Origin of the sequence: Rubrivivax gelatinosus IL144, assembly GCF_000284255.1 — a bacterium.
Lineage (GTDB): Bacteria > Pseudomonadota > Gammaproteobacteria > Burkholderiales > Burkholderiaceae_C > Rubrivivax > Rubrivivax gelatinosus_A.
Window position 1 is genome coordinate 4,445,522 of sequence record NC_017075.1, and the last position, 25,527, is coordinate 4,471,048.

General features: G+C 71.4%; 25 protein-coding genes. 4 read left to right on the plus strand and 21 right to left on the minus strand.

Translation table 11 applies throughout. From position 1 onward, the window contains the following. Positions 1–73 precede the first annotated feature (73 nt). The 17 genes from rfbC to RGE_RS20255 all read right to left on the minus strand — a co-directional run bounded on the left by rfbC (position 74) and on the right by RGE_RS20255 (position 16,979). Positions 74–625, minus strand: coding sequence for a dTDP-4-dehydrorhamnose 3,5-epimerase (gene rfbC, locus RGE_RS20175; RefSeq protein ID WP_014430326.1), 552 nt, complete (start codon positions 623–625; stop codon positions 74–76). Continuing rightward, positions 625–1,506, minus strand: coding sequence for a glucose-1-phosphate thymidylyltransferase RfbA (gene rfbA, locus RGE_RS20180; protein ID WP_014430327.1), 882 nt, complete (start codon positions 1,504–1,506; stop codon positions 625–627). Before rfbA ends, rfbC begins: the two co-directional genes overlap by 1 nt. Then, on the minus strand, positions 1,507–2,406 hold the full coding sequence (rfbD, locus tag RGE_RS20185; protein ID WP_014430328.1) for a dTDP-4-dehydrorhamnose reductase: 900 nt from the start codon (positions 2,404–2,406) through the stop codon (positions 1,507–1,509). Next, positions 2,403–3,467, minus strand: a complete 1,065-nt coding sequence (rfbB, locus tag RGE_RS20190; protein WP_014430329.1) for a dTDP-glucose 4,6-dehydratase — start codon at positions 3,465–3,467, stop codon at positions 2,403–2,405. The genes rfbD and rfbB overlap by 4 nt, the downstream gene beginning before the upstream one ends. Next, positions 3,464–4,906 carry a mannose-1-phosphate guanylyltransferase/mannose-6-phosphate isomerase gene (locus RGE_RS20195; RefSeq protein WP_014430330.1) on the minus strand — a complete coding sequence of 481 codons (1,443 nt, stop codon included), beginning with the start codon at positions 4,904–4,906 and terminating at the stop codon, positions 3,464–3,466. The genes rfbB and RGE_RS20195 overlap by 4 nt, the downstream gene beginning before the upstream one ends. Before the next feature lie 94 nt (positions 4,907–5,000). Then, positions 5,001–6,881 (minus strand): polysaccharide biosynthesis protein, encoded by a 1,881-nt coding sequence (locus RGE_RS20200; RefSeq protein WP_014430331.1) that lies wholly within the window; start codon positions 6,879–6,881, stop codon positions 5,001–5,003. Positions 6,882–6,956: 75 nt separating this feature from the next. Then, entirely contained in the window at positions 6,957–7,550 is a 594-nt protein-coding gene (locus RGE_RS20205) for a sugar transferase (RefSeq protein WP_014430332.1), read from the minus strand. A gap of 4 nt (positions 7,551–7,554) precedes the next feature. Next, positions 7,555–8,124, minus strand: coding sequence for a Uma2 family endonuclease (locus RGE_RS20210; protein WP_014430333.1), 570 nt, complete (start codon positions 8,122–8,124; stop codon positions 7,555–7,557). A gap of 24 nt (positions 8,125–8,148) precedes the next feature. Continuing rightward, entirely contained in the window at positions 8,149–9,309 is a 1,161-nt protein-coding gene (locus tag RGE_RS20215) for a DegT/DnrJ/EryC1/StrS family aminotransferase (protein WP_014430334.1), read from the minus strand. A 45-nt stretch (positions 9,310–9,354) separates the two neighbouring features. Next, complete coding sequence (locus RGE_RS20220) at positions 9,355–10,053, minus strand: class I SAM-dependent methyltransferase (RefSeq protein WP_014430335.1); 699 nt, start codon at positions 10,051–10,053, stop codon at positions 9,355–9,357. Further along, complete coding sequence (locus RGE_RS20225; RefSeq protein WP_014430336.1) at positions 10,053–11,264, minus strand: glycosyltransferase family 4 protein; 1,212 nt, start codon at positions 11,262–11,264, stop codon at positions 10,053–10,055. The genes RGE_RS20220 and RGE_RS20225 overlap by 1 nt, the downstream gene beginning before the upstream one ends. Next, the gene (locus tag RGE_RS20230; protein ID WP_014430337.1) at positions 11,261–12,325 is read right to left on the minus strand and encodes a glycosyltransferase; all 1,065 of its coding nucleotides are present in this window, start codon (positions 12,323–12,325) and stop codon (positions 11,261–11,263) included. The genes RGE_RS20225 and RGE_RS20230 overlap by 4 nt, the downstream gene beginning before the upstream one ends. Before the next feature lie 45 nt (positions 12,326–12,370). Further along, complete coding sequence (locus tag RGE_RS20235) at positions 12,371–12,952, minus strand: acyltransferase (RefSeq protein WP_014430338.1); 582 nt, start codon at positions 12,950–12,952, stop codon at positions 12,371–12,373. Continuing rightward, a complete protein-coding gene (locus RGE_RS20240) occupies positions 12,949–14,235 on the minus strand; it encodes an MATE family efflux transporter (protein ID WP_014430339.1) in 1,287 nt (428 codons plus the stop codon). The genes RGE_RS20235 and RGE_RS20240 overlap by 4 nt, the downstream gene beginning before the upstream one ends. Positions 14,236–14,251: 16 nt before the next feature. Beyond that, positions 14,252–15,337 carry a DegT/DnrJ/EryC1/StrS family aminotransferase gene (locus RGE_RS20245; protein WP_014430340.1) on the minus strand — a complete coding sequence of 362 codons (1,086 nt, stop codon included), beginning with the start codon at positions 15,335–15,337 and terminating at the stop codon, positions 14,252–14,254. Then, the gene (locus RGE_RS20250; RefSeq protein ID WP_014430341.1) at positions 15,319–15,906 is read right to left on the minus strand and encodes an acyltransferase; all 588 of its coding nucleotides are present in this window, start codon (positions 15,904–15,906) and stop codon (positions 15,319–15,321) included. Before RGE_RS20250 ends, RGE_RS20245 begins: the two co-directional genes overlap by 19 nt. An 8-nt stretch (positions 15,907–15,914) precedes the next feature. Next, positions 15,915–16,979, minus strand: a complete 1,065-nt coding sequence (locus tag RGE_RS20255; protein WP_014430342.1) for a Gfo/Idh/MocA family protein — start codon at positions 16,977–16,979, stop codon at positions 15,915–15,917. A 54-nt stretch (positions 16,980–17,033) separates the two neighbouring features. On the opposite strand from RGE_RS20255, the gene lysS reads away from it, so the two are divergent. The 4 genes from lysS to RGE_RS20275 all read left to right on the plus strand — a co-directional run bounded on the left by lysS (position 17,034) and on the right by RGE_RS20275 (position 21,375). Continuing rightward, positions 17,034–18,512: a lysine--tRNA ligase gene (gene lysS, locus RGE_RS20260; RefSeq protein ID WP_043784330.1), complete on the plus strand. Its 1,479-nt coding sequence runs from the start codon at positions 17,034–17,036 to the stop codon at positions 18,510–18,512. Positions 18,513–18,554: 42 nt separating this feature from the next. Continuing rightward, positions 18,555–19,100: a PNPOx family protein gene (locus RGE_RS20265; RefSeq protein ID WP_014430344.1), complete on the plus strand. Its 546-nt coding sequence runs from the start codon at positions 18,555–18,557 to the stop codon at positions 19,098–19,100. A 164-nt stretch (positions 19,101–19,264) separates the two neighbouring features. After that, complete coding sequence (gmd, locus tag RGE_RS20270) at positions 19,265–20,380, plus strand: GDP-mannose 4,6-dehydratase (RefSeq protein WP_014430345.1); 1,116 nt, start codon at positions 19,265–19,267, stop codon at positions 20,378–20,380. A gap of 8 nt (positions 20,381–20,388) precedes the next feature. Further along, entirely contained in the window at positions 20,389–21,375 is a 987-nt protein-coding gene (locus RGE_RS20275; protein WP_014430346.1) for a GDP-L-fucose synthase family protein, read from the plus strand. Between the two features lie 27 nt (positions 21,376–21,402). Here the strand turns inward: RGE_RS20275 and RGE_RS20280 are convergent, their stop codons facing one another. The 4 genes from RGE_RS20280 to RGE_RS20295 all read right to left on the minus strand — a co-directional run bounded on the left by RGE_RS20280 (position 21,403) and on the right by RGE_RS20295 (position 25,514). Then, positions 21,403–22,197, minus strand: coding sequence for an enoyl-CoA hydratase (locus RGE_RS20280; protein ID WP_014430347.1), 795 nt, complete (start codon positions 22,195–22,197; stop codon positions 21,403–21,405). A 65-nt stretch (positions 22,198–22,262) separates the two neighbouring features. Next, a complete protein-coding gene (locus RGE_RS20285; protein ID WP_014430348.1) occupies positions 22,263–23,363 on the minus strand; it encodes a DUF3108 domain-containing protein in 1,101 nt (366 codons plus the stop codon). Next, positions 23,363–25,078, minus strand: a complete 1,716-nt coding sequence (locus RGE_RS20290) for a M61 family metallopeptidase (protein WP_014430349.1) — start codon at positions 25,076–25,078, stop codon at positions 23,363–23,365. The genes RGE_RS20285 and RGE_RS20290 overlap by 1 nt, the downstream gene beginning before the upstream one ends. A 1-nt stretch (position 25,079) precedes the next feature. After that, the gene (locus tag RGE_RS20295) at positions 25,080–25,514 is read right to left on the minus strand and encodes a DUF3429 domain-containing protein (protein ID WP_043784332.1); all 435 of its coding nucleotides are present in this window, start codon (positions 25,512–25,514) and stop codon (positions 25,080–25,082) included. Between the last annotated feature and the right edge of the window lie 13 nt (positions 25,515–25,527).

Sequence of the window (25,527 nt, forward strand, 5' to 3'; positions counted from 1 at the left end):
TCAGGCCTTCCGTTTTCTCATTACGCGTTCGGGATACCGACATCAAAGGCGCGGCCAGGGGAAACAGCGTCTCTCACTCAAGACCGGGAGCCGTAGCGTCGCGCTCTGCAACTCTCAACGCCGTGTCAGCTGGCACGCGCCAATCGATACCGATCTGTGCATCGTCCCAGCGAATGACCCGCTCGCACTCCTTCGCATAGACGTCCGTCGTTTTGTAGAGGAAGTGCGTGTCGTCCTCCAGAGCCAGGAACCCGTGGGCGAAGCCTTCCGGGATCCAGAGCTGGCGCTTGTTCTCGGCCGTCAGTTCGACCCCGAACCACTTCCCGAAGTGCTCCGACCCGCGCCGGATGTCCACCGCGACGTCGAACGCCCTGCCCCGGACCACGCGCACCAGCTTGCCCTGGGGGTGCGGCGGCAACTGGTAGTGCAGGCCGCGCAGCACGCCGGCGCGGCTGCACGAGTGGTTGTCCTGGACGAAGGGGCGGGGCAGCGGCTCGCCAAGATCTTCCAGCGCGCGGCGCCAGCGCGGCTCGTTGAAACTCTCCATGAACCAGCCGCGCTCATCGCCGAACACGGCGGGTTCCACGATTAGCACGCCCGGCAGTGGTGTCTTCACCAGCTTCATCAGAAGGCCTTCTGTTCGGTCAGCAGCATCAGGTAGCGGCCGTAGCCGTTCTTCAGCATCGGTTGCGCCAGACGCTCCAGCGCCTCGGCGTCGATCCAGCCCGAGCGGTACGCGATCTCCTCCGGGCAAGCCACCTTCAAGCCCTGGCGCTTTTCCAGCGTGGCGATGAACTGCCCGGCTTCGAGCAGGCTGTCGTGCGTGCCGGTGTCCAGCCAGGCGTAGCCGCGGCGCATGATCTGGACGTCGAGCTGGCCCTGCTCGAGATAGCGCGCGTTGACGTCGGTGATCTCCAGCTCGCCACGTGCGCTCGGGCGGATGTCGGCGGCGATGTCGCAAACCTGCTCGTCGTAGAAGTACAGCCCGGTGACCGCGTAGTTGCTCTTCGGGACCTTGGGCTTCTCCTCGATCGACAGCGCGCGCTGGCCGGCGTCGAACTCGACGACGCCGTAGCGCTCGGGATCCTGCACGTGGTAGGCGAAGACGCTCGCGCCGCGCTCTCTGGCATCTGCGCGCAGCAGCAGCGCCTGAAAGTCGTGGCCGTAGAAGATGTTGTCGCCCAGCACCAGCGCGCTGGGCTGGCCGCCGATGAACTGCCGTCCCAGGATGAAGGCCTGCGCCAGGCCGTCGGGACTGGGCTGCACGCAGTACGACAGCGACAGGCCCCAGCGGCTGCCGTCGCCCAGCAGCGCCTCGAAGCGCGGCAGGTCCTGCGGCGTGCTGATGACGAGGATGTCGCGGATGCCCGCCAGCATCAGCGTCGACAGCGGGTAGTACACCATCGGCTTGTCGTACACCGGCAGCAGCTGCTTGCTGAGCGCCAGCGTCGCCGGGTGCAGGCGAGTGCCGGAACCCCCGGCCAGGATGATGCCGCGTCGCGCCATTTAACGGTCTCCAGCGGGAGTCAGGATCTCGTCGAGCATGCGCCGCACGCCGTCCTGCCAGGGCGGCAGGTGCAGGCCGAAACGCTCGCGCAGCGCGCTGGTGTCCAGGCGCGAGTTCAGCGGGCGCCTGGCCGGCGTCGGGTAGTCGCTGGTCGGCACCGGCTCGATCGCCTCGGGATCGATGCGCAGCGTGTGTCCGGCGGCGCGGGCGTGCTCGACGACGAGGCGGGCATAACCGTGCCAGCTCGTTTCGCCGCCGGCGACGCAGTGGTAGGTGCCGGCCAGCGCCGGGTCGGCGATCGCCTGGCGCAGCGCATGGGCGGTCACGTCGGCCAGCAGGTCGGCGCCGGTGGGCGCGCCGATCTGGTCGGCGACGACACGCAGCTTCTCGCGCTCGGCGGCCAGCTTGAGCATGGTCTTGGCGAAGTTGGCGCCGCGTGCCGCGTAGACCCAGCTGGTGCGCAGGATCAGGTGGCGGCAGCCGCTGGCGCGCACCAGCTCCTCGCCTTCGAGCTTAGTGCGGCCGTAGACCGACAGCGGCCCGGTCGGCGCGTCCTCGGCGCGGGCGTGGCTGCCGCTGCCGTCGAAGACGTAGTCGGTCGAGTAGTGCACCAGCCAGGCGCCGCGCGCCGCCGCTTCGCGCGCCAGCAGGCCCGGCGCCTCGGCGTTGATCCTGCGCGCCAGCTCGGGCTCGCTCTCGGCGCGATCGACCGCGGTGTGCGCGGCGGAGTTGACGATGACGTCGGGCCGGTGCGCGTCCAGCAGCGCCGGCAGCGTCTCGGGGCGCGAGAAGTCGGCGCCGGTGTCGCGGTCGAAGGCGACGATCTCGCCCAGCGGCGCCAGCGCGCGCTGCAGCTCCCAGCCCAGCTGGCCGCCACAGCCCAGCAACAGCAGCTTCATGCCGTCTCCCCGTAATGGCGTTGCAGCCAGTCGCGGTAGGCGCCGCTCTGCACGCGCGCCACCCATTCGGCGTGTTCCAGGTACCAGGCCACCGTCTTGCGGATGCCGCTCTCGAAGGTCTCGGCCGGGCGCCAGCCCAGCTCGCGCTCGATCTTGCGCGCGTCGATCGCGTAGCGGCGGTCGTGGCCGGGGCGGTCCTTCACGTGCGTGATCAGGCGCGCGTAGGGGCCGGCCGGGTCGGGCCGCAGCTCGTCGAGCAGCGCGCAGACGGTGTGCACGATCTCGATGTTGGGCTTCTCGTTCCAGCCGCCGACGTTGTAGGTCTCGCCGGGGCGGCCGCGCTCGAGCACGGTGCGGATCGCGCTGCAGTGGTCGCCGACGTAGAGCCAGTCGCGCACCTGACGGCCGTCGCCGTAGACCGGCAGCGGCTTGCCGGCCAGCGCGTTGACGATCATCAGCGGGATCAGCTTCTCGGGGAAGTGGAAGGGCCCGTAGTTGTTGCTGCAGTTGGTCGTCAGCACCGGCAGACCGTAGGTGTGGTGCCAGGCGCGCACGAGATGATCGCTGGCGGCCTTGCTGGCGCTGTACGGGCTGTTGGGCTCGTAAGGGTGGGTCTCGGTGAAGGCCGGCGCGTCCGGGGCCAGACTGCCGTAGACCTCGTCGGTGCTGACGTGGTGGAAGCGGAAGGCCGCGCGTTCACCCTCGGGCAGCGTGCTCCAGTAACCGCGTGCCGCCTCCAGCAGCGCGTAGGTGCCGTTGACGTTGGTGCGGACGAAGTCGCCCGGGCCGTGGATCGAGCGGTCGACGTGGCTCTCGGCGGCGAAGTGCACGACGGCGCGCGGCCGATGCGTGGCGAAGAGCTGCTCGACGAGCACGTGGTCGCCGATCTCGCCACGCACGAACACGTGACGATCGTCGCCACGCAGCGTCGCCAGGTTCTCGGGATTGCCGGCGTAGGTCAGCGCGTCGAGGTTGACGACGGTCTCGTCGTTCTGCGCCAGCCAGTCCAGAACGAAGTTGCTGCCGATGAAGCCGGCGCCGCCGGTCACGAGGATGGTCATGGCTGAATGCGTCCGTAGGTGTCTTCGATGCGCACGATGTCGTCTTCGCCGAGGTAGCTGCCCGACTGCACCTCGATGATCTCCAGCGGCAGCTTGCCGGGGTTGCGCAGCCGGTGCACCTCGCCCAGCGGAATGTAGGTGCTCTGGTTCTCGGCCAGCAGGATGACCTTGTCGCCCACCGTCACCTCGGCGGTGCCGCTGACGACGATCCAGTGCTCGGCGCGGTGGTGGTGCATCTGCAGGCTCAGGCTCGCGCCCGGCTTGACCAGGATGCGCTTGACCTGGTGGCGCGGCCCCGAGTCGATGCTGTCGTACCAGCCCCAGGGACGGTGCACCTTGCGGTGCAGCGTGTGCTCGCCGCGGCGCTGGCTGCCCAGCTCGGCGACGATCTGCTTGACCTCCTGGCTGCGCTCGCGGTCGGCCACCAGCACCGCGTCGGGCGTCTCGACGACGACGATGTTGTCCAGCCCGACGGCGCCGACCAGCCGGCTGGTGGCGTGCACCAGCGTGTCGCGGCTGTCGCGCACGATGGCGTCGCCGACCGTGGCGTTGCCCTGCGCGTCCTTGGCCGCGACCTGCCAGACGGCTTCCCAGGCGCCCAGGTCGTTCCAGCCGGCGTCGAGCTCGACCATGCGGATGTCCTGGCCGCTGCCGGGGCACTTCTCCATCACCGCGTAGTCCACCGACTCGGCCGGCACGGCGGCGAACTCGGCCTTGCCCGGGCGCACGAAACGCTGGTCGGTGCTGCGTGCCGCCCAGGCGGCGCGGCAGGCCGCGGCGATGTCCGGGCGCCAGCGCTCCAGCGCCGCCATCCAGACGCTGGCCTTGAGCACGAACATGCCGGCGTTCCAGAAGTAGCCGCCGTCGGCGAGGTAGCGCGCCGCGGTCTCGGCGTCGGGCTTCTCGACGAACTGGGCGACGACCCGCGCGCCGGTGCTGCGTTCGGTGCGCACGTAGCCGTAGCCGGTCTCGGGCCGGTCGGGCGTGATGCCGAGGATGACGACGGCGCCTTGCGCGGCGACCTCGATCGCGCTGGCCATCGCGGCGGCGAACGCGGCCTCGTCGGCCAGCGTCTGGTCGGCCGGCGTGACGACGAGCACCGGGTCGGCGCCGCCTTCGAGCGCCTGCAGCGCCGCCAGCGTCAGCGCCGGCGCGGTGTTGCGGCCCGTGGGCTCCAGCAGCACGGCGGCCGGCTCGATGTCCAGCTCGCGCAGCTGGTCCAGCACGAGGAAGCGGTGCTCCTCGTTGCCGACGACCAGCGGCGCGGCGGCCTTCACGGCGCCCTGGCCCAGCGCCTGCAGCCGGGCGACGGCCTGCTGGAACAGGCTGGTGTTGCCCGACAGGACCAGGAACTGCTTCGGATAACCGGCGCGCGACAGCGGCCACAGCCGCGTGCCCGAGCCTCCGGCCATGACGACCGGTTGGACGGCAATGCTCATGCTTCGAAACCCTGAATTTTTTATGTGGCCCCCGCGGGGCGCCGAGACATCGGACGCCGGCACGCGGCCGCGAGAGGGCGGTCCCGCGATTGTTTCACGCCGTCGGACGGTACTCGGCGACCACCTGCCGCAGCGCGTCCCTCACATCGGTGTCGTGGGCAGACGTGGTCTCCTCGGCCCAGCGCAACAGCGCCCCGACCTCCCCCGGCTCCTCCGCCAGCCGCGCGATGCGCAGCCGCGGCACCGGGGTCGGCAGCGTGTTGTCGGCGTCGGCGAGCAGCTCCTCGTAGAGCTTCTCGCCGGGGCGCAGGCCGGTGAACTCGATGCGGATCTCCTGCGTCGTGTGGCCGGCCAGGCGGATGAGGTCGCGCGCCAGGTCGACGATCTTCACCGGCTCGCCCATGTCCAGCACCAGCACCTGGCCGCTCTCGCCCACCGCGGCGGCCTGCAGCACCAGGCGCGCGGCCTCGGGGATGGTCATGAAGTAGCGGATGATCTCCGGGTGCGTCACCGTCACCGGGCCGCCGCGCGCGATCTGCTCCTTGAACTTCGGGATCACGCTGCCGCTGGAGCCCAGCACGTTGCCGAAGCGCACGGCCATGAAACGCGTGCCCTTGTGCTGCGCGGCCATCGTGCTGACCACCATCTCGGCGGCGCGTTTGGTGGCCCCCATCACGTTGGTCGGGTTGACGGCCTTGTCGGTGCTGATCAGCACGAAACGGCCGCAGCCCGCCTCGGCCGCGGCCAACGCCGCGTGATAGGTGCCCAGCGTGTTGTTGCGCAGCGCGGCCAGCGCGTTGTCGCCCTCTTCCATCAGCGGCACGTGCTTGAAGGCGGCGGCGTGGAACAGGACCTCGGGGCGCCAGGCGGCGCAGGCGGCGCGCAGATGCGCCAGGTCCTTGACGTCGCCGATCAGGCGCACCAGCTCGACGTGCGGGAAGCCGCGCGCCAGGTCCTGCTCGATCGAATAGAGGTTGAACTCGCTCAGCTCGTACAACACGATGCGCGCCGGCTGGAACTGCGCCACCTGACGGCACAGCTCGCTGCCGATGCTGCCGCCGGCGCCGGTGATCAGCACCGTGCGGCCGGCGATGACGGCGGCAACGCCGCGGTCGTCGAGCTTCACCGGCTCGCGGCCCAGCAGGTCCTCGGGCTGGATCTCGCGCAGGCGCTCGATGCGGCTCTTGCCGGTGCGCAGCTCGTCGACGCTGGGCACGGTGACGACCGGCAGCCCGGTGCCGGCGGCCAGGTCCAGCGCGCGCCGGCGCTGCGCCCGGCTGGCCGAGGGCAGCGCGACGACGACGTGCGTCGCGGCGCCGCGCACCGCCTTGTCGGCGATGGCGTCCAGCGGCCCCAGCACCGGCACGCCGGCGATGCGCGCGCCCTGCTTGGCCGGGTCGTCGTCGAGCAGGCCCAGCACGATCCAGCCCTGCTCGTGGATGCCCGCCAGCAGCAGCCGCGCCGCGGCGCCGGCGCCCATCACCACGGCGCGCCGGATCTCGCGCTCGCTGCCGGTGATGCGCTGGCGCGCGTGCTCGTAGAGCATGCGGTAGCCGATGCGCACGACGCACACGCCCATCAGCGCGACGAAGGGATGAAGCGCCAGCACCGCACGCGGCACCTGCGCCAGCCCCAGCCCCATGACGACGGCCGCCGAGACGCTGCCGGCCAGCACGCAGGCCAGCGTCAGCCGTTTGACTTCGCCGAAGCCGGAGAAGCGCCACATCGCCTGCGGCACGCGCAGCGCCGCGAAGGCGGCGAGGTAGGCGGCGACCACGCCCAGCATCACCCAGGGGTCGTAACCGGGGCGGGCCTCGATCCAGCGCTCGAAGCCCAGACGGAACAGGTAGGTGACGTTCCAGCAGAAGGCGATGACCAGCGCGTCGGCCAGCAGCGACAGCGGCTCGCGGTGCGGGCGGATTCGCGCCAGCACGAGGTCCAGGCGGTGCCAGACGGTGGGCGGCGTGGACCTCATGCGCGTGTCGGGAAGACGATCGGGATTCGACACGGACGGCGCACGCAAGGCCAGGCAGAGGGCAAGCCGGTCATTCTATGAGCGCCCCAGCAGCACGCCGACGCTGCGCAGCAGCACGCCCAGGTCGGTCCACAGCGTCGCGCGCTCGGCATAGGCGGCGGCGGCCTGAAGCTTGCGCGGCAGCAGCACCTCGACGTACTCGCGTTCGGGGTCGGCGGCGCGCGCCAGCAGCTCGCTCTCGTCGGCATAGGCCAGCGACACCGGGTCGGTGATGCCCGGGCGCACCGACAGCACACGCTCGCGCAGCTCGGGCGGATAGAACTCGACGTAGCGCGGCACCTCGGGGCGCGGGCCCACGAGGCTCATCGTGCCCTGCAGCACGTCGATGAACTGCGGCAGCTCGTCGATGCGCGTGCGCCGCAGCCAGCGGCCGACACGCGTGATGCGCGGGTCGTCGCCGACGGTGATCTGCAGCCCCGGCACGCCCTCGCGCATCGTGCGGAACTTGTGGATGCGAAACGGCACGCCGCCGCGGCCCACCCGCTGCTGGCGGAAGAACACCGGCCCCGGCGAGTCCAGCTTGACGGCCAGCGCCGCGGCCAGCAGCAGCGGCGACAGCAGCAGCAGCGCGACGGCGGCGCCGACGAGATCGAACAGGCGTTTGGTCAACGGATCAGGCGACAGGGGGCGCGTCGACGCCGTCGAAGAGTTCGCTCATCGGAATGCGACCGTCCAGGCAGGCGACTTCCAGCGTGTCGGACTCGCTCATGTCGTGGATGAACCACTGGCCGGCGGCGTCGCGGCGGAAGGCTTCGACACGGCGCGAGTCCGGATCGACGACGAGGTACTCGCGCAGCGACGGGACGCGGCGGTAGAGCGCGAACTTCAGCCCGCGGTCGTAGGCGACGGTCGACGGCGACAGCACCTCGACGACGAGCAGCGGCGAACGGAAGACGATGTCGGTCGCCAGGTCGGCCTTGTCGCAGGTGACGAAGACGTCGGGATATAGGACGGTGTCGTCGCCGATCTGGAGCTTGGCGGACTCGCCGAAGACGCGGCAGCCCGAGCCCTTGACGTGCTGCCGCAGCCCGGCTCGCAGGTTGTCGACGACGACGGCATGCACACGCCGCGCCCCGACCATCGCGAACACCTCGCCGCGATGGAACTCGTGGCGCTCGGGCTGTTCGTTCTCCCAGGCGAGAAAGGCTTCCAGACCGAGGACAGGCTTGGCGAGCACGTTCATCGCAGGCACCTCCGTGGCGCCATCCTAGCGCCCCAGCGCCACACGCACCGCCGCGGCGACACGCTCGACATCGGCGTCCGTCATGCGCGTGTAGATCGGCAGGCTGGCGATGCGCTCGTACGTGTGCTGGGCGCGCGGGAACTGCGCCGGGTCCAGGCCGTAGCGCTCGCGCCAGTACGGGTGCAGGTGCAGCGGGATGTAGTGCACGCTGCAGCCGATGCCCTGCTCGAACATCTTCTCGATGAAGCGCTCGCGGGTGACGCCGGCCTCGTCCGTCAGGCGCACCGGGTACAGGTGCCAGGCGTGCACATCGCCGGCGGCGGGTTTCGGCGGCAGCAGCAGCGGCAGGCCGGCGAGCAGTTCGTCGTAGCGCGCCGCGATCGCCGCGCGGCGCTGCTGGAAGGCGTGGGCGCGCTTCAACTGATGGATGCCCAGCGCCGCAGCGATGTCGGTCAGGTTGTACTTGAAGCCCGGCGCGACGATCTCGTAGTACCAGCTCGGCACCTTGGCGGTGAAGCGGTCGAAGGCGTCGCGGCTCATGCCGTGCAGGCGCATCACGCGGGCGCGTTTGGCCAGCTCGGCGTCACGCGTGACCAGCATGCCGCCTTCGCCGGTGGTGATGGTCTTGTTGGCGTAGAAGCTGAACACCGTGGCGTCGCTGGCCAGCGTGCCGACCAGCGCGCCGCCGCAGGTGGTGGGCAGCGCGTGCGCCGCGTCCTCGACGACCTTGAGGCCGTGGCGGCGTGCGAGGTCCAGGATCGCCGGCATGTCGGCCGCCAGGCCGCCGTAGTGCACCGGCAGGAGGGCCTTGGTGCGCGGGCCGATCGCCGCTTCGACGGCGGCCGGGTCGATGTTCAGCGTCGCCGGGTCGTGGTCGACGAGCTTCACGTCGGCGCCCAGGTAGCGCACGACCTCGGCGGTGGCGGTGAAGGTCCAGGTCGTCGTGATGACCTCGTCGCCGGGGCCGACGCCGGCGGCTTCCAGCGCCAGGTGCAGGCCGGCGGTGGCCGAGTTGACGGCGATGCAGTGGTACTCGTCGCCGCCCAGGAAGGCGGCGAAGTCCTGCTCGAAGCGGCGCGCCTTGGGGCCGGTGGTCACCCAGCCGGAACGCAGGGTGTCGACGACTTCGGCGATCTCGTCCCCGCCGATTTCCGGCAGGGCGAAGGGAAGAAAGGGCTGGCTCACGCCGGGGCTCCTGGCAAACGGTTCAGGGGTTCAGAGGGAATTGTCTCAAGCCGGCTTGGCGATCCAGGCCAGCACATGGGTGCTGAGCCCCGGCACCGCCGCCAGCGGCCGGTACAGCGCCGGGTGCAGCGCGCAGGCGGCGCGCGCCAGCGGCGGCGCCAGCGTCAGGCGTTCGGCGTGCACGCGGCCTTCGGGGAACAGCGCGCGCACGCGCTTCAGCGGCACGCCGCGCACGTCGCGGTTCTTCGGGTTGTCGACGGTGAAGTCGTACCAGAGCACGGCGCCGCCGGGTTTCAGCCAGCGCCACATCGCAGCGGCCAGGCGCTGCTGGAAAGCGTCGTCGAGCAGCGAGGAGAAGACGGTGTACTGCAGCACCAGGTCCTGGCTGGCCGGCGGCACCGGCGCCACGCAGGCGTCCCCCAGCCAGACCGCGGTGGCCGGCGGCAGCACGTGCCGCGCCTGGGCGTGGCGCTCCGGCAGCAGCTCCAGCCCGGTCAGGTGTTCGGGCGAGGCGCCCAGGCGCAGCAGCCCCAGCAGGTTGCCGCCGCCACCGCAGCCGACCTCGGTGATGGCCAGCGGCGCCAGGCTGCGCAGTCCGACGGCGGCCAGGCGGCGCAGCAGCGCACGTTCGCGTTCCTGCACCGTCTGCCAGACCTCGGGGCGCAGCGGCGAATAACGGTCGCCGTCATGGCGCCGGGCGTAGCGCGCGGCGACGGCGTCGGGCTCGTCGTCGGCGCAGCTCATCAGCGCAGGGCCTCGAGAAAACGCCGAGCCAGCACCGGGTAGGTGTGCTCCGCGAGCACGAAGGCGCGGCCGCGTTCGCCCATCGCGCGGCGCTCGTCGGCCGGCAGCGCCGCCAGCCGGCGCAGGCCGTCGGCGACGGCCGCCGGGTCCTGCGGCGCGACGGTCAGGCCGCAGCCGGCTTCGGCCACCGGGTCGTTGCCGGCCTCGACCGAATGCAGCACGGCGCGGCGCGCCATCATGTAGTCCATCAGCTTGTTCGGCGCGATGCCGAAGCGGTAGATCGGCACGCGCTGCCAGCCGATGTAGGCGATGTCGCAGCGCGCCAGGAAGGCCGGCACCTGGGCCTTGGGGATCGGCGGCAGCATCGTCACGTTCGCCAGCCCTTCGTCGGCCACACGCCGCGCCAGCCGCGCCTGCTCGTGGCCGCCGCCGACGAGCACGAAACGCAGCGGCTCGTGCTGCACCAGCTTGGCCGCGTCGAGCAGCGTGTCGAGCGCGTTCGGCAGCCCCATCGAGCCGGCGTAGCCGACCACCGTGCCGCCGGCGGCCGCGGCGGCCAGCGCGGCGGCGACGTCCTCGCGCAGCGGCGGCGGCTCGGCCTCCCACTCGTCGAGCGTGATGCCGTTGGGCACGACGTGCAGCCGGGCCAGGTCCAGCCCGCGCGAGGCCATGTAACCGTGCACCTTGGGTAGCATCGAGATCACGCGGTCGGCGTGGCGGTAGGCGTGGTCCTCGGCGGCCTGGCACAGCAGGATGAACGGGTGCCGGCGCGACATGCCCGACAGCTCGATCGGGCTCAGCGGCCAGAGGTCGTGCACCTCGTAGACGAGTTTCGCGCCGGCGCGCCGCGCGATGCGCTGCGCCACCCAGATGTCCATCGGGTAGGTGCTGGACGCGACGACGACCTCGGGGCGGAACTCGCGCACCAGGCGCGGCGTGTCGGCCCAGACGGCGCGCAGATAGGCCCAGATGTTCTTCACCCGCCCCAGGCCGTTGCCCTGGTACGGCGGCGTCTTGTAGAAGCGATAGCCGATGCCGTCGACGGTCAGGTCGCCGGGCGGCGGCTGGCGCGTGCGCACGTGCGAGAAGTCGGCGCCCAGCAGCAGCGCCTCGTGGCCGGCGCGCACCCATTCGCGCGCCAGGTAGTAGGGCCGGTACTCCATGCCCAGCGCCGGCGAGCCGACGTAGTGGTTCAGCACCAGCAGCCTCATCGCGGCTCCAGCGCCAGCAGGCGGTCGACGAAGGCGCGCACGCGCGGTGCGAACAAGGCCTCGCGTTCGACCCAGTCGCGGTTGGCGGCGGCGATGGCCCCGGCGCGTGCGGCCAGCGGCGCCAGGCGCTCGGGCGTCAGGCGTTCGCCGGCGGCGAGCACGATGCCGTTGTCGCCGTCGCGCACCAGCTCGCGGTTGGCCGGCAGGTCCGAGACGATGGGGATGCAGCCGTGGGCCATCGCCTCCAGCACCGAGACCGAGACCGAGTCACTGGTCGGCAGGCTCAGGTACCAGAGAGAGCGCGCGTACCAGCCGGCCTGGGTGTCGGCGTCGAGGCGGCCGACGAAGGCGGTGCGGGCGTCGGCCATCGCCTGCAGCTCCTTGCGCAGCGAGCCGTCGTTGGCGACGACCAGGCGCAGCCCGTCGCCCGGCAGCGAGGCGAAGGCCTGCAGCACACGCTCGGGCGCGTAGATCGGCTCCAGCCCGCGGTTGGCGAAGAACAGCGCCGGGTCCTTGGCCGGCGGCAGCGGCGGCATGGTCTCCAGCCCGAAGGGGAAGACCATGATGTCGAACGCGCCCAGGGCCCGCATCTTCTCGGCCATGGCCTGCGAATCGCTGGTGGTCAGCGCGCAGGCACGCAGCACGCGGCGCGTCAGCGCGCGCAGCGCGGTGCTCTTCTGCGGCGCGACGAGGATGTCGCTGCCCCAGGCCGAGCCGACGAGCCGGCCGCGCACGCCGTACAGCCGCTGCGCCAGCCAGGCCAGCGTGCCGTGCGAGGTGAGGTAGTGCGCGTGCAGCCACTCGGGGTGCACGCGGTGCAGCCAGCGCGCCAGCCGCGGCAGCTGCTTGAGCAGGCCGATGTTGCCGCCGCCGGCGTCGGGGCGAGTGGCCAGCGCCAGCCGCCGCGCGGGCGGCACGATGGCGTCGAAACCGGAAAGGAAACCGCGGCTGGACGCGACCCAGAGCTCCAGCTCGGGCAGCGCCGCCAGCGCCCGCGCCCACTTCAGCAGGTGCGGACTCTCGGCGTCGCCGATCAGCGCGTAACGGATGGGAGAAGTCATCGGGAAGTTAACGCGAGCGCGGGCACACCGGGACGACGCGCGACATCAAGCGCCGCCCGGGCCGGTGCGCCGCACCCACTCGTCGTAGTCGGCGCGCGAGCCGGGGTGCTGCGCGAACCAGGCTTCGTCGGCCTCGCGCGTGTCGCCGATCACGCGCGCCGGCTGGCCGGCGACGATCGCGAAGTCGGGCACCTCGCCGCTGACGTAGCTGAAGGCGCGCACCAGCGCTCCGCGGCCGATGCGGCTGCCTGGCGCGACGACGCTGTGCGCACCGATGAAGCTGTAGGCGCCGATCGAGGTCGGCGCGCGGCGGTAGCCGGGCGGGTCGGCCTCGCCCCAGTAGCTGCGGCCGGCCAGGCGCACGGCCTGGTGGCTGGAATGGCTGAGCACGACGCAGTGCGTGGAGATCTGGCAGCCCTCGGCGATCGTCAGCCCGCCGGAGGCGTCGATGAAGTTGAACGGACCGATGTAGACGTGGTCCTCGATCTGCAGGCGCTCGGGCGCCTCCAGCCGCGAAGCGCCGCTGATGCGCGTGTGCGCCAGCCAGACGCCGTCGCCGCGCCGCCAGCCGTAGAACATGCGCGGGCCGAACAGCGTGCGCCACCAGCGCTGCAGCGTCTCCTTCATCGCCCTGGACCTCCGGTGCGGGATGCTAGCGCCCGCAGGCCGTCGGCCCAGTGACGCCCCGGGCGCAGCACCGTCGCCAGCGGCCAGCCGGCGGCGGCGGCGAAACGCCGTGCCAGCAGCAGCACCGAAACGCCGTAGGCGAGCGAGGCCGCCAGCGCCGCACCCGCCGCGCCCCAGTGCGGCACCAGCAGCACGGACAGCGCCGCGTTCGCCGCCAGCGAGCCGGCGGCGATGCGCGCCGGCACCTGCGGCTGGCCGGCGTGGTTGGTGAAGAAGGCCGACATCGCCGACGCGCCGCCGAAGGCCAGCACGCCGGGTAGCAGCAGCGCCAGCGGCAGCAGGCTGTCGGCATAGGCCGGCCCCAGCGCCCGCGGCAGGATCAGCGCCGCCGCCAGCCAGAGCAGCGGTGCCGCCGCCAGCAGCGCCAGCCAGCTGAGGTGAAGCGCACGCAGCGTGGTCTGTGCCGCGCGCTCGCGGTCGGGCGTGCCGATGCGGCCGTAGACGGCCTGCGTCAGCGAACCCGAGACGAACCACAGCAGCTCGGCGACCATCACCGCGATCGAATAGACGCCGGTGGCCGAGAGCCCGAGCACGCGCTCGACGACGAACAGGCCGACGCGGTAGTTGGCCAGCGAAACGAGGTTCGTCAGCGCGATCGTCGCGACGAAGGGCAGTTCGGCGCGCAAGGCGCCGAGGTCCGGCGAGGCCAGCCGGCCGCGGCGCGCCAGCAGCACCAGCAGCGTGATCCCCACCGCGACCTTGGCCGCCACCCAGCAGGCCAGCAACGCCGGCAGCGCCAGCGCCTGGGCCAGCGCGACGGCGCCCAGCGCGGCCAGCGCGAGCGCCGGTGGCGCCACCGAAACCAGCGCCATCGGCGCCATGCGCCCCTGCCCCAGCCAGAGCCCAGCGACGTTGGGCGCCAGCAGCAGCAGCGGCGCGGCCAGCGCCAGCAGCCACAGCGAGGCGTAGGCCGGCGGGCCGACACGCGAGAAGATCCACAGCCCCAGCCCGGCCACGGCGCCGGCGGCGACGCAGGCCAGGACCACCGCGCCCAGCAGCGCCGGCGAGGATTCGCCGTGGTGCGAAACACGCCGTGCCAGCGCGACGCCGAAACCCGACATCAGCGCCAGCAGCAGCCCTTCGACGCTGGTGAACAGCGCGAACACACCTTGCTGCTCGGTGCCCAGGCGCGCGGCCACCGTCGTCAGCGCCAGCACCAGGCCGACGGCGGCCAGCCGGGCCGCGAGGTTGATCGCGGTGCCGCGGGCGACGGCGCGGCTCATCGCGGCCGGCGCGCCCTCAGGCCAGCGCGCGGCGCAGCGCCGCGGCGACGGTGTCCTGGTCGGCCTCGCTGAGGTCGGCGCTCATCGGCAGGCTCAGCACACGCTGCGCCAGGCGCGCGGCCACCGGGCAGGCGTCGGGCGTGGCGTAGGCGGCATAGGCCGGCTGGTGGTGCAGCGGCACCGGGTAGTGCACGGCGGTCGGCACGCCGGCGGCCTTCAGCGCGGCCTGCACCGCTTCGCGTTCGTCGACCATCACCGTGTACTGGGCGTAGACCGAGTTGCGGTCGGGGCGCACCGTGACCTGCTCGACGCCGGCCAGCAGCTCGCGGTAACGCGCGCCGATCGCCGCGCGGCGCTCCAGCTCCCAGCCGAAACGTTCGAGTTTGGCGAGCACGACGGCGCACTGCAGCGTGTCCATGCGGCCGCCGACGCCCAGCCGGGTGTGGCGGTAACGTGCGCTCTGGCCGTGCACGCGGATCTCGCGCGCCGCCTGCGCCAGCCGGTCGTCGCTGGTGAACAGCGCGCCGCCGTCGCCGTAGCAGCCCAGCGGCTTGCTCGGGAAGAAGCTGGTGGCGCCGAAGGTCGACAGCGCGCACGAACGCCGGCCGCGGTAGACGGCACCGAAGCTCTGCGCCGCGTCTTCGATGACGGCCAGCCCGTGGCGGGCGGCGATGGCGTTGATCTCGTCGAGGTCGGCGACCTGGCCGTACAGGCTCACCGGCACGATGGCCTTGGTGCGCGGGCCAATCGCCGCTTCGAGCAGCGCGACGTCGAGGTTGGCGGTGTCGGGCTCGACGTCGACGAAGACCGGGCGCGCGCCGGCGAGCACAATGGTCTCGGCGGTCGCGGCGAAGCTGAACGGCGTCGTGATGACCTCGTCGCCGGGCTGCAGGTCCAGCGCCATCAAGGCGATCAGCAGCGCCTCGGTGCCGCTGGCGACCGTGATGCAGTGTTTCGTGCCGGCGAAGGCGGCGAGCGCGCTCTCGAGCTCGGCGACTTCGGGGCCCATGATGTACTGGCCATGGTCGAGCACACGCTGGATGCGCGCGTCGATCGAGCCCTTCAGCGCCGCGTACTGCGACTTCAGGTCGGTGAACTGCATGGAATGAGGGTGTCGCCGTCGAGGCGGTAGCGTTCGCCGGTGGCCGGGCACTCGGCCTCGCCGTGGCCGCTGGGCGGCAGCGCGAGGCGTTCGCCGTGGCGGCTCATCCAGCCGATGCGGCGCGCCGGCACGCCGACGACCAGCGCGTACGCCGGCACGTCGCGGCTGACCACCGCGCCGGCGCCGACGAAGGCGTATTCGCCGATCGTCGTGCCGCAGACGATGGTGCAGTTGGCGCCCAGCGTCGCGCCGCGGCGCACCAGCGTGCGCCGGTACTCGTGTTTGCGCGGCACCGCCGAACGCGGGTTGAAGACGTTGGTGAAGACCATGCTCGGGCCGCAGAAGACGTCGTCCTCGAGCGTGACGGCGTCGTAGACCGAGACGTTGTTCTGGATCTTGACGTTGTCGCCGATGACGACGTCGTTGCCGACGTAGACGCCCTGCCCCAGCGAGCAGCCGGCGCCTATCGTCGCGCCGCCGCAGACGTGGGCGAAGTGCCAGACACGCGTGCCCTCGCCCAGCGTCGCGCCGTCGTCGACGATGGCGCTGGGGTGCACGGCGGCGTTCACGGCCACGCTCAGAAGACCAGCGGCAGGCCGACGCGGCAGCCGTCGCGTGCGCTGCGGTAGGCGGCGATGATCACTTCGAGCGAGCGCAGGCCTTCGTAGCCGTCGACCTCGGCGCTCTTCTCGCCGCGCAGCGTGCCGATGACGTTGTCGTAGTACAGCGGGTGGCCGGGGCCGTAGACCGAGGGCGCGGCGTAGCTGGCGTTCTTCACCGCCTCGTCCTCGGGCGCCGGGCTGTCGAACTCCCAGTGCTGGATCTGGTTGACGGCGACGCCGCCAATGCGCACCGTGCCGCGCTCGCCGAGGATCGTGATGCTGCCCTCGAAGTTCTTGCCGTGGGTCAGCATCGTCACGTTGATCGAGGCCAGGCCGCCCTTGCGCAGGCGCAGCGACATCACGCCGGTGTCCTCGGCCTCGATGTCGCGGCCCAGCGTGGCGGTGTAGGCGTGCACGTTGTCGACCGGGCCAACCAGCCAGTCGACCATGTCGACGTAATGGCTGGCCTGGTTCAGGAAGGCGCCGCCGTCCAGGTCCCAGCGGCCGCGCCAGGGCGCGTCGTCGTAGTACCTCTGCGGGCGCGTCCAGAAGACGTTGACAACGACGCAGTGGATGCGCCCGAAGCGCCCGGCGTCGACCGCGTGCTTGAGCAGCTGCATCGTCGGGTTGAGCCGGTTCTGCTTGACGACGAAGAGCTTGACGCCTGCGTCGCGGCAGACGCGCACCATCTCCATGCCCTCGTCCCACTTGGTCGCCATCGGCTTCTCGGTGAGCACATGGCGGCCGGCGCGTGCGGCCTTCATCGCCTGGCGCGGGTGCAGGCCGCTGGGCGTGGCCAGTGTGACGATGTCGCAGTCGCTGGCCTCGAGCAGTTCGTCGAGGCTGGCGTAGCCGGCGGCGCCGGTCTTGGCGACCGCGGCGGCGAGCGCTTCGGGGCGGTTGTCGCAGACGGCGACGAGTTGGGCGCGGTCGGCGTGCTGGCGCAGCGCCTCGATGTGATTGGCCGAGATGCGGCCGCATCCGACCAGCGCGAAGCGGATCGGGCGCTGCACGATCGGCAGGCTGGGGCTGACTTTCATCGAACCGCTCATTCTAGGCTGCGCCTAAAATTGCGGCACATCACCGGGCCCCCCATGACCGACGACAACCAACTGATCGCCGAACGCCGCGAGAAGCTGCAAGCCATCCGCGCCGCAGGCGTCGCTTTCCCCAACGACTTCAAGCCGCGCCACCACGCCGCGGACCTGCACCACAAACACGGCCAGGTGCCCAACGAGGAACTCGAGCCGCAGGCCGTCACGGTCTCGGTCGCCGGCCGCATGATGTTGAAGCGCGTGATGGGCAAAGCCTGTTTCGCGACGCTGCAGGACGCCACCGGCCGCATCCAGCTCTACGTCACGCAGGACGCCGTCGGGCCCGAGACCCTGGCCGCGTTCAAGCGCTGGGACCTGGGCGACATCCTCGGCTGCGAAGGCACGCTGTTCCGCACCAAGACCGGCGAGCTGTCGATCAAGGCGACCCGCGTTCGCCTGCTGACCAAGAGCCTGCGGCCGCTGCCGGACAAGTTCCACGGCATGACCGACCAGGAACAGAAGTACCGCCAGCGCTACGTCGACCTGATGACCGACGACGCTGCGCGCGCGCGTTTCGTCGCCCGCAGCAAGGCCGTCAGCTCGATCCGCCAGTACATGGTCGAGCACGGCTTCCTCGAGGTCGAGACGCCGATGCTGCATCCGATCCCGGGCGGCGCGAACGCCAAGCCTTTCGTCACGCACCACAACGCGCTGGACCAGGAGATGTTCCTGCGCATCGCGCCCGAGCTCTACCTGAAGCGGCTGCTGGTCGGCGGCTTCGAGCGGGTGTTCGAGATCAATCGCAACTTCCGCAACGAGGGGATCAGTGTCCGGCACAACCCCGAGTTCACGATGATGGAGTTCTACGCGGCGTACTGGACGCACCACGACCTGATGGACTTCACCGAACAGGTCCTGCGCCACGCCGCACGCGCCGCCACCGGCAGCGCCAAGCTGAGCTACGCCGGCCGCGAGGTCGACCTCGACCAGCCGTTCGCGCGCCTGTCGGTGCGCAACTCGCTGGTCGTGCACGCCGGCGTCAGCGAGAGCGAGGCCGACGACGCCGCGGCGCTGCACGCCAAGCTCAAGGAACTGGGCGAAGAGCCGCCGGCGCACTGGACGCTGGCCGAGCTGCAGTTCGGCCTGTTCGAAGCCGCGGTCGAAGAAAAGCTCTGGCAGCCGACCTTCATCGTCGACTATCCGGTCGAGGTCTCGCCGCTGGCGCGTGCGTCGGACAGCAACCCGTCGATCACCGAACGTTTCGAGCTCTTCATCACCGGGCGCGAATACGCCAACGGCTTCTCCGAGCTCAACGACGCCGAGGACCAGGCGGCACGTTTCCAGGCCCAGGTGGCGAACAAGGACGCCGGCGACGAGGAGGCGATGTATTACGACGCCGACTTCATCCGCGCGCTGGAGTACGGCATGCCCCCGGCCGGTGGTTGCGGCATCGGCATCGACCGGCTCATCATGCTGCTGACCGACAGCCCCAGCATCCGCGACGTGATCCTGTTCCCCGCCCTGCGGCGCGAGGCCTGACGCGAAGGACAGCGGCGAGTCGGCAGCGGGAGACGAAGAAGAATGGACGAACGCCTGCACGACCTCGCCGCCATCGAGGACGCCGTCTGGCACGAACTGGGCCGCTCGACCGATTCGGCCCACGACTGGCACGTCGGCGTGCTCGCCACCACCGACGGCCAGCGCGCCGACGCCCGCAGCGTCGTGCTGCGCGAGGTCGAGCCGGCGGCGCACTCGCTGATCGTCTACACCGACGCCCGCAGCCCCAAGGTCGAGCACGTCCAGGACCATCCCGAAGGCGTGCTCGTGCTCTGGTCGGCCAGCCGCGGCTGGCAGCTGCGGCTGCACGTGCACATCACGGTCGAGACCTCGGGCCTGGGCGTCTGGTCGCGCTGGGCCAAGCTGATGATGACGCCGGCGGCGCAGGACTATCTGTCGCCGCTGCCGCCCGGCAGCCGCATCGTCAAGCCGGTGCCCGAACGCGGCACACGCGCCCACTTCGCGATGATGACGATGCGCGTGGACGCGCTCGACTGGCTGGAACTGCACCCCGAAGGCCAGCGCCGCGCGCTGTTCGACGCCGAGGGCGGGCACTGGCTGGCACCTTGACACGCGGCCGGTCGCGATCCGAAGGGGCTAGACCGCCCTGACGCAACGGAAGTTTGGCAATATGCCGGAATAATGCTGGCTATGGATCCGGCGACACTGGCGACACCGTTAACGTCCCGGATAGCAAGAACACGGTTTATTCAATTCCCATCAGAGACTGTTACATGTCCAAGAAAGCAATCATTACCGGCGTAACGGGCCAAGACGGCGCGTACTTGGCGGAACTCCTGCTCGCCAAGGGTTATGAGGTGCACGGCATCAAGCGTCGGGCGTCGCTGTTCAACACCGACCGCATCGACCACCTGTACCAGGATCCGCACGAGAAGAACCCGCGTTTCAAGCTGCACTACGGCGACCTCGCCGACAGCACCAACCTGATCCGCATCGTGCAGCAGGTGCAGCCCGACGAGATCTACAACCTCGGTGCGATGAGCCACGTGGCGGTCAGCTTCGAGGAGCCGGAGTACACGGCCAACGTCGACGGCATCGGCACGCTGCGGCTGCTGGAGGCGATCCGCATCCTCGGACTGGAGAAGAAGACGCGCTTCTACCAGGCGTCCACCTCGGAGCTCTACGGCCTCGTGCAGGAGATCCCGCAGAAGGAGACCACGCCCTTCTACCCGCGCAGCCCGTACGCGGTGGCCAAGCTCTACGGCTACTGGATCACGGTCAACTACCGCGAGGCCTACGGTCTGTACGCCTGCAACGGCATCCTGTTCAACCACGAGAGCCCGCTGCGCGGCGAGACCTTCGTGACGCGCAAGATCACGCGCGCCGTCGCCCGCATCGCGCTCGGCCTGCAGGACTGCCTGTACCTGGGCAACCTGTCGGCGCTGCGCGACTGGGGCCACGCCCGCGACTACGTCGAGATGCAGTGGCTGATGCTGCAGCAGGACCGGCCGGAAGACTTCGTCATCGCCACCGGCGTGCAGCGCAGCGTGCGCGAGTTCGTGCAGCTGGCCGCGGCCGAACTCGGCATCGAGGTCGCATTCACCGGCGAAGGTGTAGACGAGGTCGGCGTCGTCGAACGCGTGACCGGCAAGCGTGCACGCTGCAAGCCCGGCGAGGTCATCGTGCGCGTCGACCCGCGCTACTTCCGCCCGACCGAGGTCGAGACCCTGCTCGGCGACCCGACGAAGGCCCGCGAGAAGCTGGGCTGGACGCCACGCACGACGCTGGCCGAACTCGTCAAGGAGATGGTCGAGGCCGATTACGAGGCCGCGCGCCGCGACAGCCTGGTCAAGCTGGCCGGCTTCACGGCCTACGACCACCACGAGTGAGCGCCGCGATGGACCTGGACGAAAGCATCTTCGTCGCCGGCCACCGCGGCCTGGTCGGCAGCGCCATCGTGCGCCGGCTGCAGGCCGCCGGCCACCGCCGGCTGCTGCTGCGCACGCACGCCGAGCTCGACCTCACCGACGCCGCGGCAACCCGCGCCTTCTTCGCCGCCGAGCGCCCGCGCCACGTCTTCCTGGCCGCGGCCAAGGTCGGCGGCATCGTCGCCAACAACGACTTCCCGGCCGACTTCATCCGCGAGAACCTGGCGATCCAGACCAGCGTCATCGACGCCGCCTGGCACGCCGGCGTCGAGCGCCTGCTGTTCCTGGGCTCGAGCTGCATCTACCCGAAACACGCGCCGCAGCCGATGCCCGAGAGCTGTTTGCTGACCGGGCCGCTGGAGCCGACCAACCGCGCCTACGCGCTGGCCAAGATCGCCGGCATCGAGATGTGCTGGAGCTACAACCGCCAGCACGGCACGCGCTACCTGGCGGCGATGCCGACCAACCTCTACGGCGCCGGCGACAACTACCACCCGACGAACAGCCACGTCATCCCGGCGCTGCTGCGCAAGTTCCACGAAGCCAAGACGCGCGGCGAGCCCAGCGTCACCGTCTGGGGCAGCGGCACGCCGCGGCGCGAGTTCCTGTGCAGCGACGACATGGCCGACGCCTGCGTCTTCCTGATGAACCTGCCCGATGAGCGTTTCGACGCGCTGCTGGGCAGCGACGAGGCCAAGACCGGACGTTTCGAGCCGCCGCTGGTCAACGTCGGCGTCGGCGAGGACGTGACGATCGCCGAACTCGCCGAGCTGGTGCGCCGCACCGTCGGCTACGAAGGCGCCATCGTCTACGACCGCAGCAAGCCCGACGGCACGCCGCGCAAGCTGATGGACGTCTCGCGCCTGGCCGCCGCCGGCTGGCGCGCCAGCACGACGCTGGCCGACGGCCTGGCGCTGGCCTACCGCGACTTCCTCGCCAGCGAAGCGCGGCGCTGAACGCCGCGCCCGCGGCGCGGTGCTTCTTCAGCGCTGCTTGAACGCCGGCTTGCGCTTGGCGACGAAGGCTGCCATGCCTTCCTTCTGGTCCTCGGTGGCGAACAGCGCGTGGAACAGCCGGCGCTCGTAGCCCAGGCCGTCGGCCAGGCCGGACTCGAAGGCGCGGTTGACGCACTCCTTGGCCATCATCACGCTGGGCCCGCTCTGGGCGTTGATGAGCTCGGCGGCGGCCAGCGCCTCGTCGAGCAGCGCGGCCGCCGGCACGATGCGCGACACCAGCCCGGCACGCTCGGCCTCGGCGGCGTCCATCATGCGGGCCGTCAGGATCATGTCCATCGCCTTGGCCTTGCCGACCGCACGCGGCAAACGCTGCGTGCCGCCGGCGCCGGGGATGATGCCGAGCTTGATCTCGGGCTGGCCGAACTTCGCCGTGTCGGCGGCGATGATGAAGTCGCACATCATCGCCAGCTCGCAGCCGCCGCCGAGCGCGAAGCCCGAGACCGCGGCGATCACCGGCTTCCTGACGCGCAGGATGCGCTCCCAGTTGCGCGTGATGAAGTCGCCCTTGTAGGCGTCCATGAAGCTGAAGCCGGCCATCGCGGTGATGTCGGCGCCGGCGGCGAAGGCCCTCTCGCTGCCGGTGATGACGATGCAGCCGACCGTGTCGTCGGCGTCGAAGGCGGCGAGCGCGTCGCCGAGCTGGTCCATCAGCGCGTCGTTCAGCGCATTGAGCTGCTTGGGCCGGTTCAGCGTGAGGAGCGCGGTGCGGCGTTCGCCGTCGCCGCGCAGTTCGGTCAGCACCAGGGGCTCAGGGGTCGTCATGCGGCATGTCTCCTGTGGTCGGTGAAGCGCCCGTGCGGGCTCGGCGCCGACTATGCCGCAAGTGCTCAGGTCGGCGCCGACTGGCGCGGCAGCTGGCGGATCAGCAGGTCGACCCAGGTGTCATCGTCCTGGCGGATGACGATGCGCACCGGCAGGTACTGCAGCGTCGGCGCGACCCACATCTCGGCGGTCAGCTCCTTGCCCGGCCGCGGCGCGCGGCGCGGCTTGACGTGCAGCGTCTCGATGTCGCCGAAACGCGTGTGCAGCGTCTCGTGGCCGATGACGTCGTAGGTCCAGACGTCGGCGCTGCGCGGCAGCGCCAGCGGCAGCTGCACCGACTTGCCGGGCTGCAGCAGCGAAGGCTGGGTCGTGAACAGCCAGGTCAGCTGCACGAACTGGCTGGCGCTGTCCTGCACGCCCGGCGGCACCGGGCCTTCGCGGCCGTTGGCGAAGCGGATGACGTCGTCGCCGAACTGCACCGTCAGGTGCTTGGGGTCGCGGAACGCGGCGCGTGTCGTCTCGTCGTAGCGCCGCGGGCGCAGGCCGTGCTCGGTGACCTCGCCGTCGCTGGACAGCCGGCGCGTGACCAGCGGCGCGAACGACGGGCCGATCGAGACCTCCAGGTGCACCTGGTAGCGCGGGCCCTCGCGCAGCCATTCCACCGTCGCCTGGCCCTGCACCGGGCCGCGGTAGTTGCCGGTCAGGTCGTAGGCGAGCTGGGTCGACGGCGGCCAGTCGAACGGCGCCGCTTCGGCCTCGCCTTCGCCGGCCGACGGCGCCGACGCGGTCGAGGCCGGCGCCGGCAAGGGATTGGCCTGGGCGAGTTGTTCATCGCCGATCGGCGGCAGCGGCTCGGAGGCCGGCGACGGCTCGGCCAGCACCTCGTCGGGCGCCGACGCGGCCGAGGCCGGTGCCGAGGCGGCCTCGGCCACCACCGCGGCCGGCTTGGGCTTGCGTGGCGCGGGACGGGCCGCGGCCGGCGGCGGCGGCGGTGGCGCACTGGGCTGCAGCGTCTGCACGAAGTGCACGTCCAGCGGCTTGGGCGGCGGGTCCTCGTCGCCGCCCAGGCCCGAACGCAGCACCTGGTCGGCAAGTTCGAGGTGCACGGCGACCAGCGCCAGCGTCAGCAAGGCCAGCGCCGCCCATCGCCGCGTGCGCCGCGCCATCAGCTGCCCAGCCAGTCCTTGCGGCGAGCCTGGGCCGCGGCAGGGGCAGCGGCATCGGCCGCCAGGCCGACGGTCGGCGCGGCCGCGGCACCCGGCACCAGCTGCAGCCGGTGCAGGCGCTGGTCGCGCGCGACCAGCAGCTCGAAGGGCGCGCCGGGCGCCAGCCATTGCGCCGCCTCTTCCAGCCGGCGCAGCCGCCAGCCCTCGGCGGCCAGCAGTTCGTCGCCGGGCGCGACACCGGCAGCCTCGGCGGCGCTGCCGCGCAGCACCTGGCGCACCACCGAGCCGGCTGCGCCTTCCGAGAGGCGCAGCCCCAGGCGCTGGGCCAGCGTGCCGGTGCCGAGTTGCGTGGCGACGCCGAAACCGGCCAGAGCATCGGCCACCGGCAGCTCGCCGGTGCCGTGCACCCAGGCCGCCAGCTCCTCGGCGAGGCCGGGCACGCCGTCGGTGAGTGCGGCAAACAGGTCGGCTTCGTCGACCGGGCGTTCGGCGTGGCGCTTCCACAGCCGGCGCATCGCCTCGTCCAGCGAACTGCCGGCGGCGCGCCGGCGCAGGTCGACGAGCAGCGCCAGCAGCGCGCCCTTGGCGTAGTAGCTGACGGTGGCGTTGGGCGTGTTCTCGTCGGCGCGGTAGTAGCGCGTCCAGGCGTCGGCCGCGGCCTGGGCGACGCTCTGCACGCGCCGGCCCGGCGTCGCCAGCACGCCGGCCAGCTGCTTGCCGAGCAGCGCCAGGTAGCGCTCGCGCGTGACCAGGCCGGTGCGCAGCAGCGACAGGTCGTCGTAGTAGGACGTGAAGCCCTCGAAGAACCAGAGCAGCGAGGTCGGCGCCTCGCGGCCCAGGTCGGCACCGACCAGCGAGCGCGGACGCAGCCGCTTGACGTTCCAGGTGTGGAAGTACTCGTGGCTGAACAGGCCCAGCAGGCCCACGTAGGCCTCGCCCGGCTCGGCCTCGCCGCGGCGCGGCAGGTCGCGACGCGAGGCGATCAGCGCCGTGCTGGCGCGGTGTTCCAGGCCGCCGTAGGCGTCCTCGGCGGCGTGCAGCAGGAAGAGGTAACGCGAGAACGGCGGCTTGCCGCGCGCGCCGTGCCAGAAGCGGATCTGCCAGCGGCAGATGCGCTCGACGTCGGCCAGCAGGCGCTCGCCGTCGAAGTTGGGCCAGGCGCCGTCGACGGCGATCTCGTGCTCGGCACCGGCGACCTCGAAACGCCCGCGCCAGAAGCGGCCGAAGGCGAAGGGGTGGTCGATGGCCTCGTCGTAGTCGGCGGCCTGCCAGCGCCGGCGGCCGGCGGCGGGCATCGCGGTGGCGACCTCCCAGCCGGTGGGCAGCGGGCCGAGCTCGATGACGTGCGGCTCGTGCTCGCGGCCCTCGGCGCGCAGCAGCCCGCTGGTGCCGTTGAAGAAGCCGCGTGAACCGTCGAGGAAGGCGCCGCGCACCGACGGGTCGTTGGCGTAGACGGTGGCCGTGACGACCAGAGCCTCGGCGCCTTCGCAGCGCGCCAGCCAGCTCGTCTTGTCCATCGGCTCCAGCACGACGTCGCGCTCGCCCTGGCGCGCCTGCAGCCCGACCAGGTGGCGCGCGAAGTCGCGGATCATGTAGCTGCCCGGGATCCACGCCGGCAGCGCCAGCCGCTGCGCCGCGGCCGGCCGCGGCAGCGTCAGCGTGACGCGGAACAGGTGGGCGTGGAGGTCGGCGAACTCGATGCGGTAACGCGGCATCTCAGCTCCCCGCGCCGGCGGCGCCCAGGAAACAGCTCAGCGAGGCGATCGCACTCAGGCGGAAACGCAGCGTCAGCCAGTGGCCCATGCCGTGGCGCTGGTAGACGCCGCGGTCCATCAGGTAGCAGACGACGAGCATCACGCCGAGCACGACGAGGCCGGCGTTGGCCGGCATCATCACGCCGGCCCAGGCGACCAGCGGCGGCACGACGCCGTTGACGAAAAGCCGGCCCTCGGGCTGGGCCTCGCGAAAGCCGATGCCCCAGTGGATGCCGCCGAGGAAGGAGACGACGGTCGCCGCATAGGCCGCCAGCGACAGCGTCGCATAGGGCAGCACCTCGGGGTGCACGATCCAGACCAGGGCGGCGCCCAGCACGAAAGGCACCAACCCGGCATAACCGAGCCGCAGCGCGGCAGGAGACAGCGTGGGAGTCATGCGGCGATTGTCG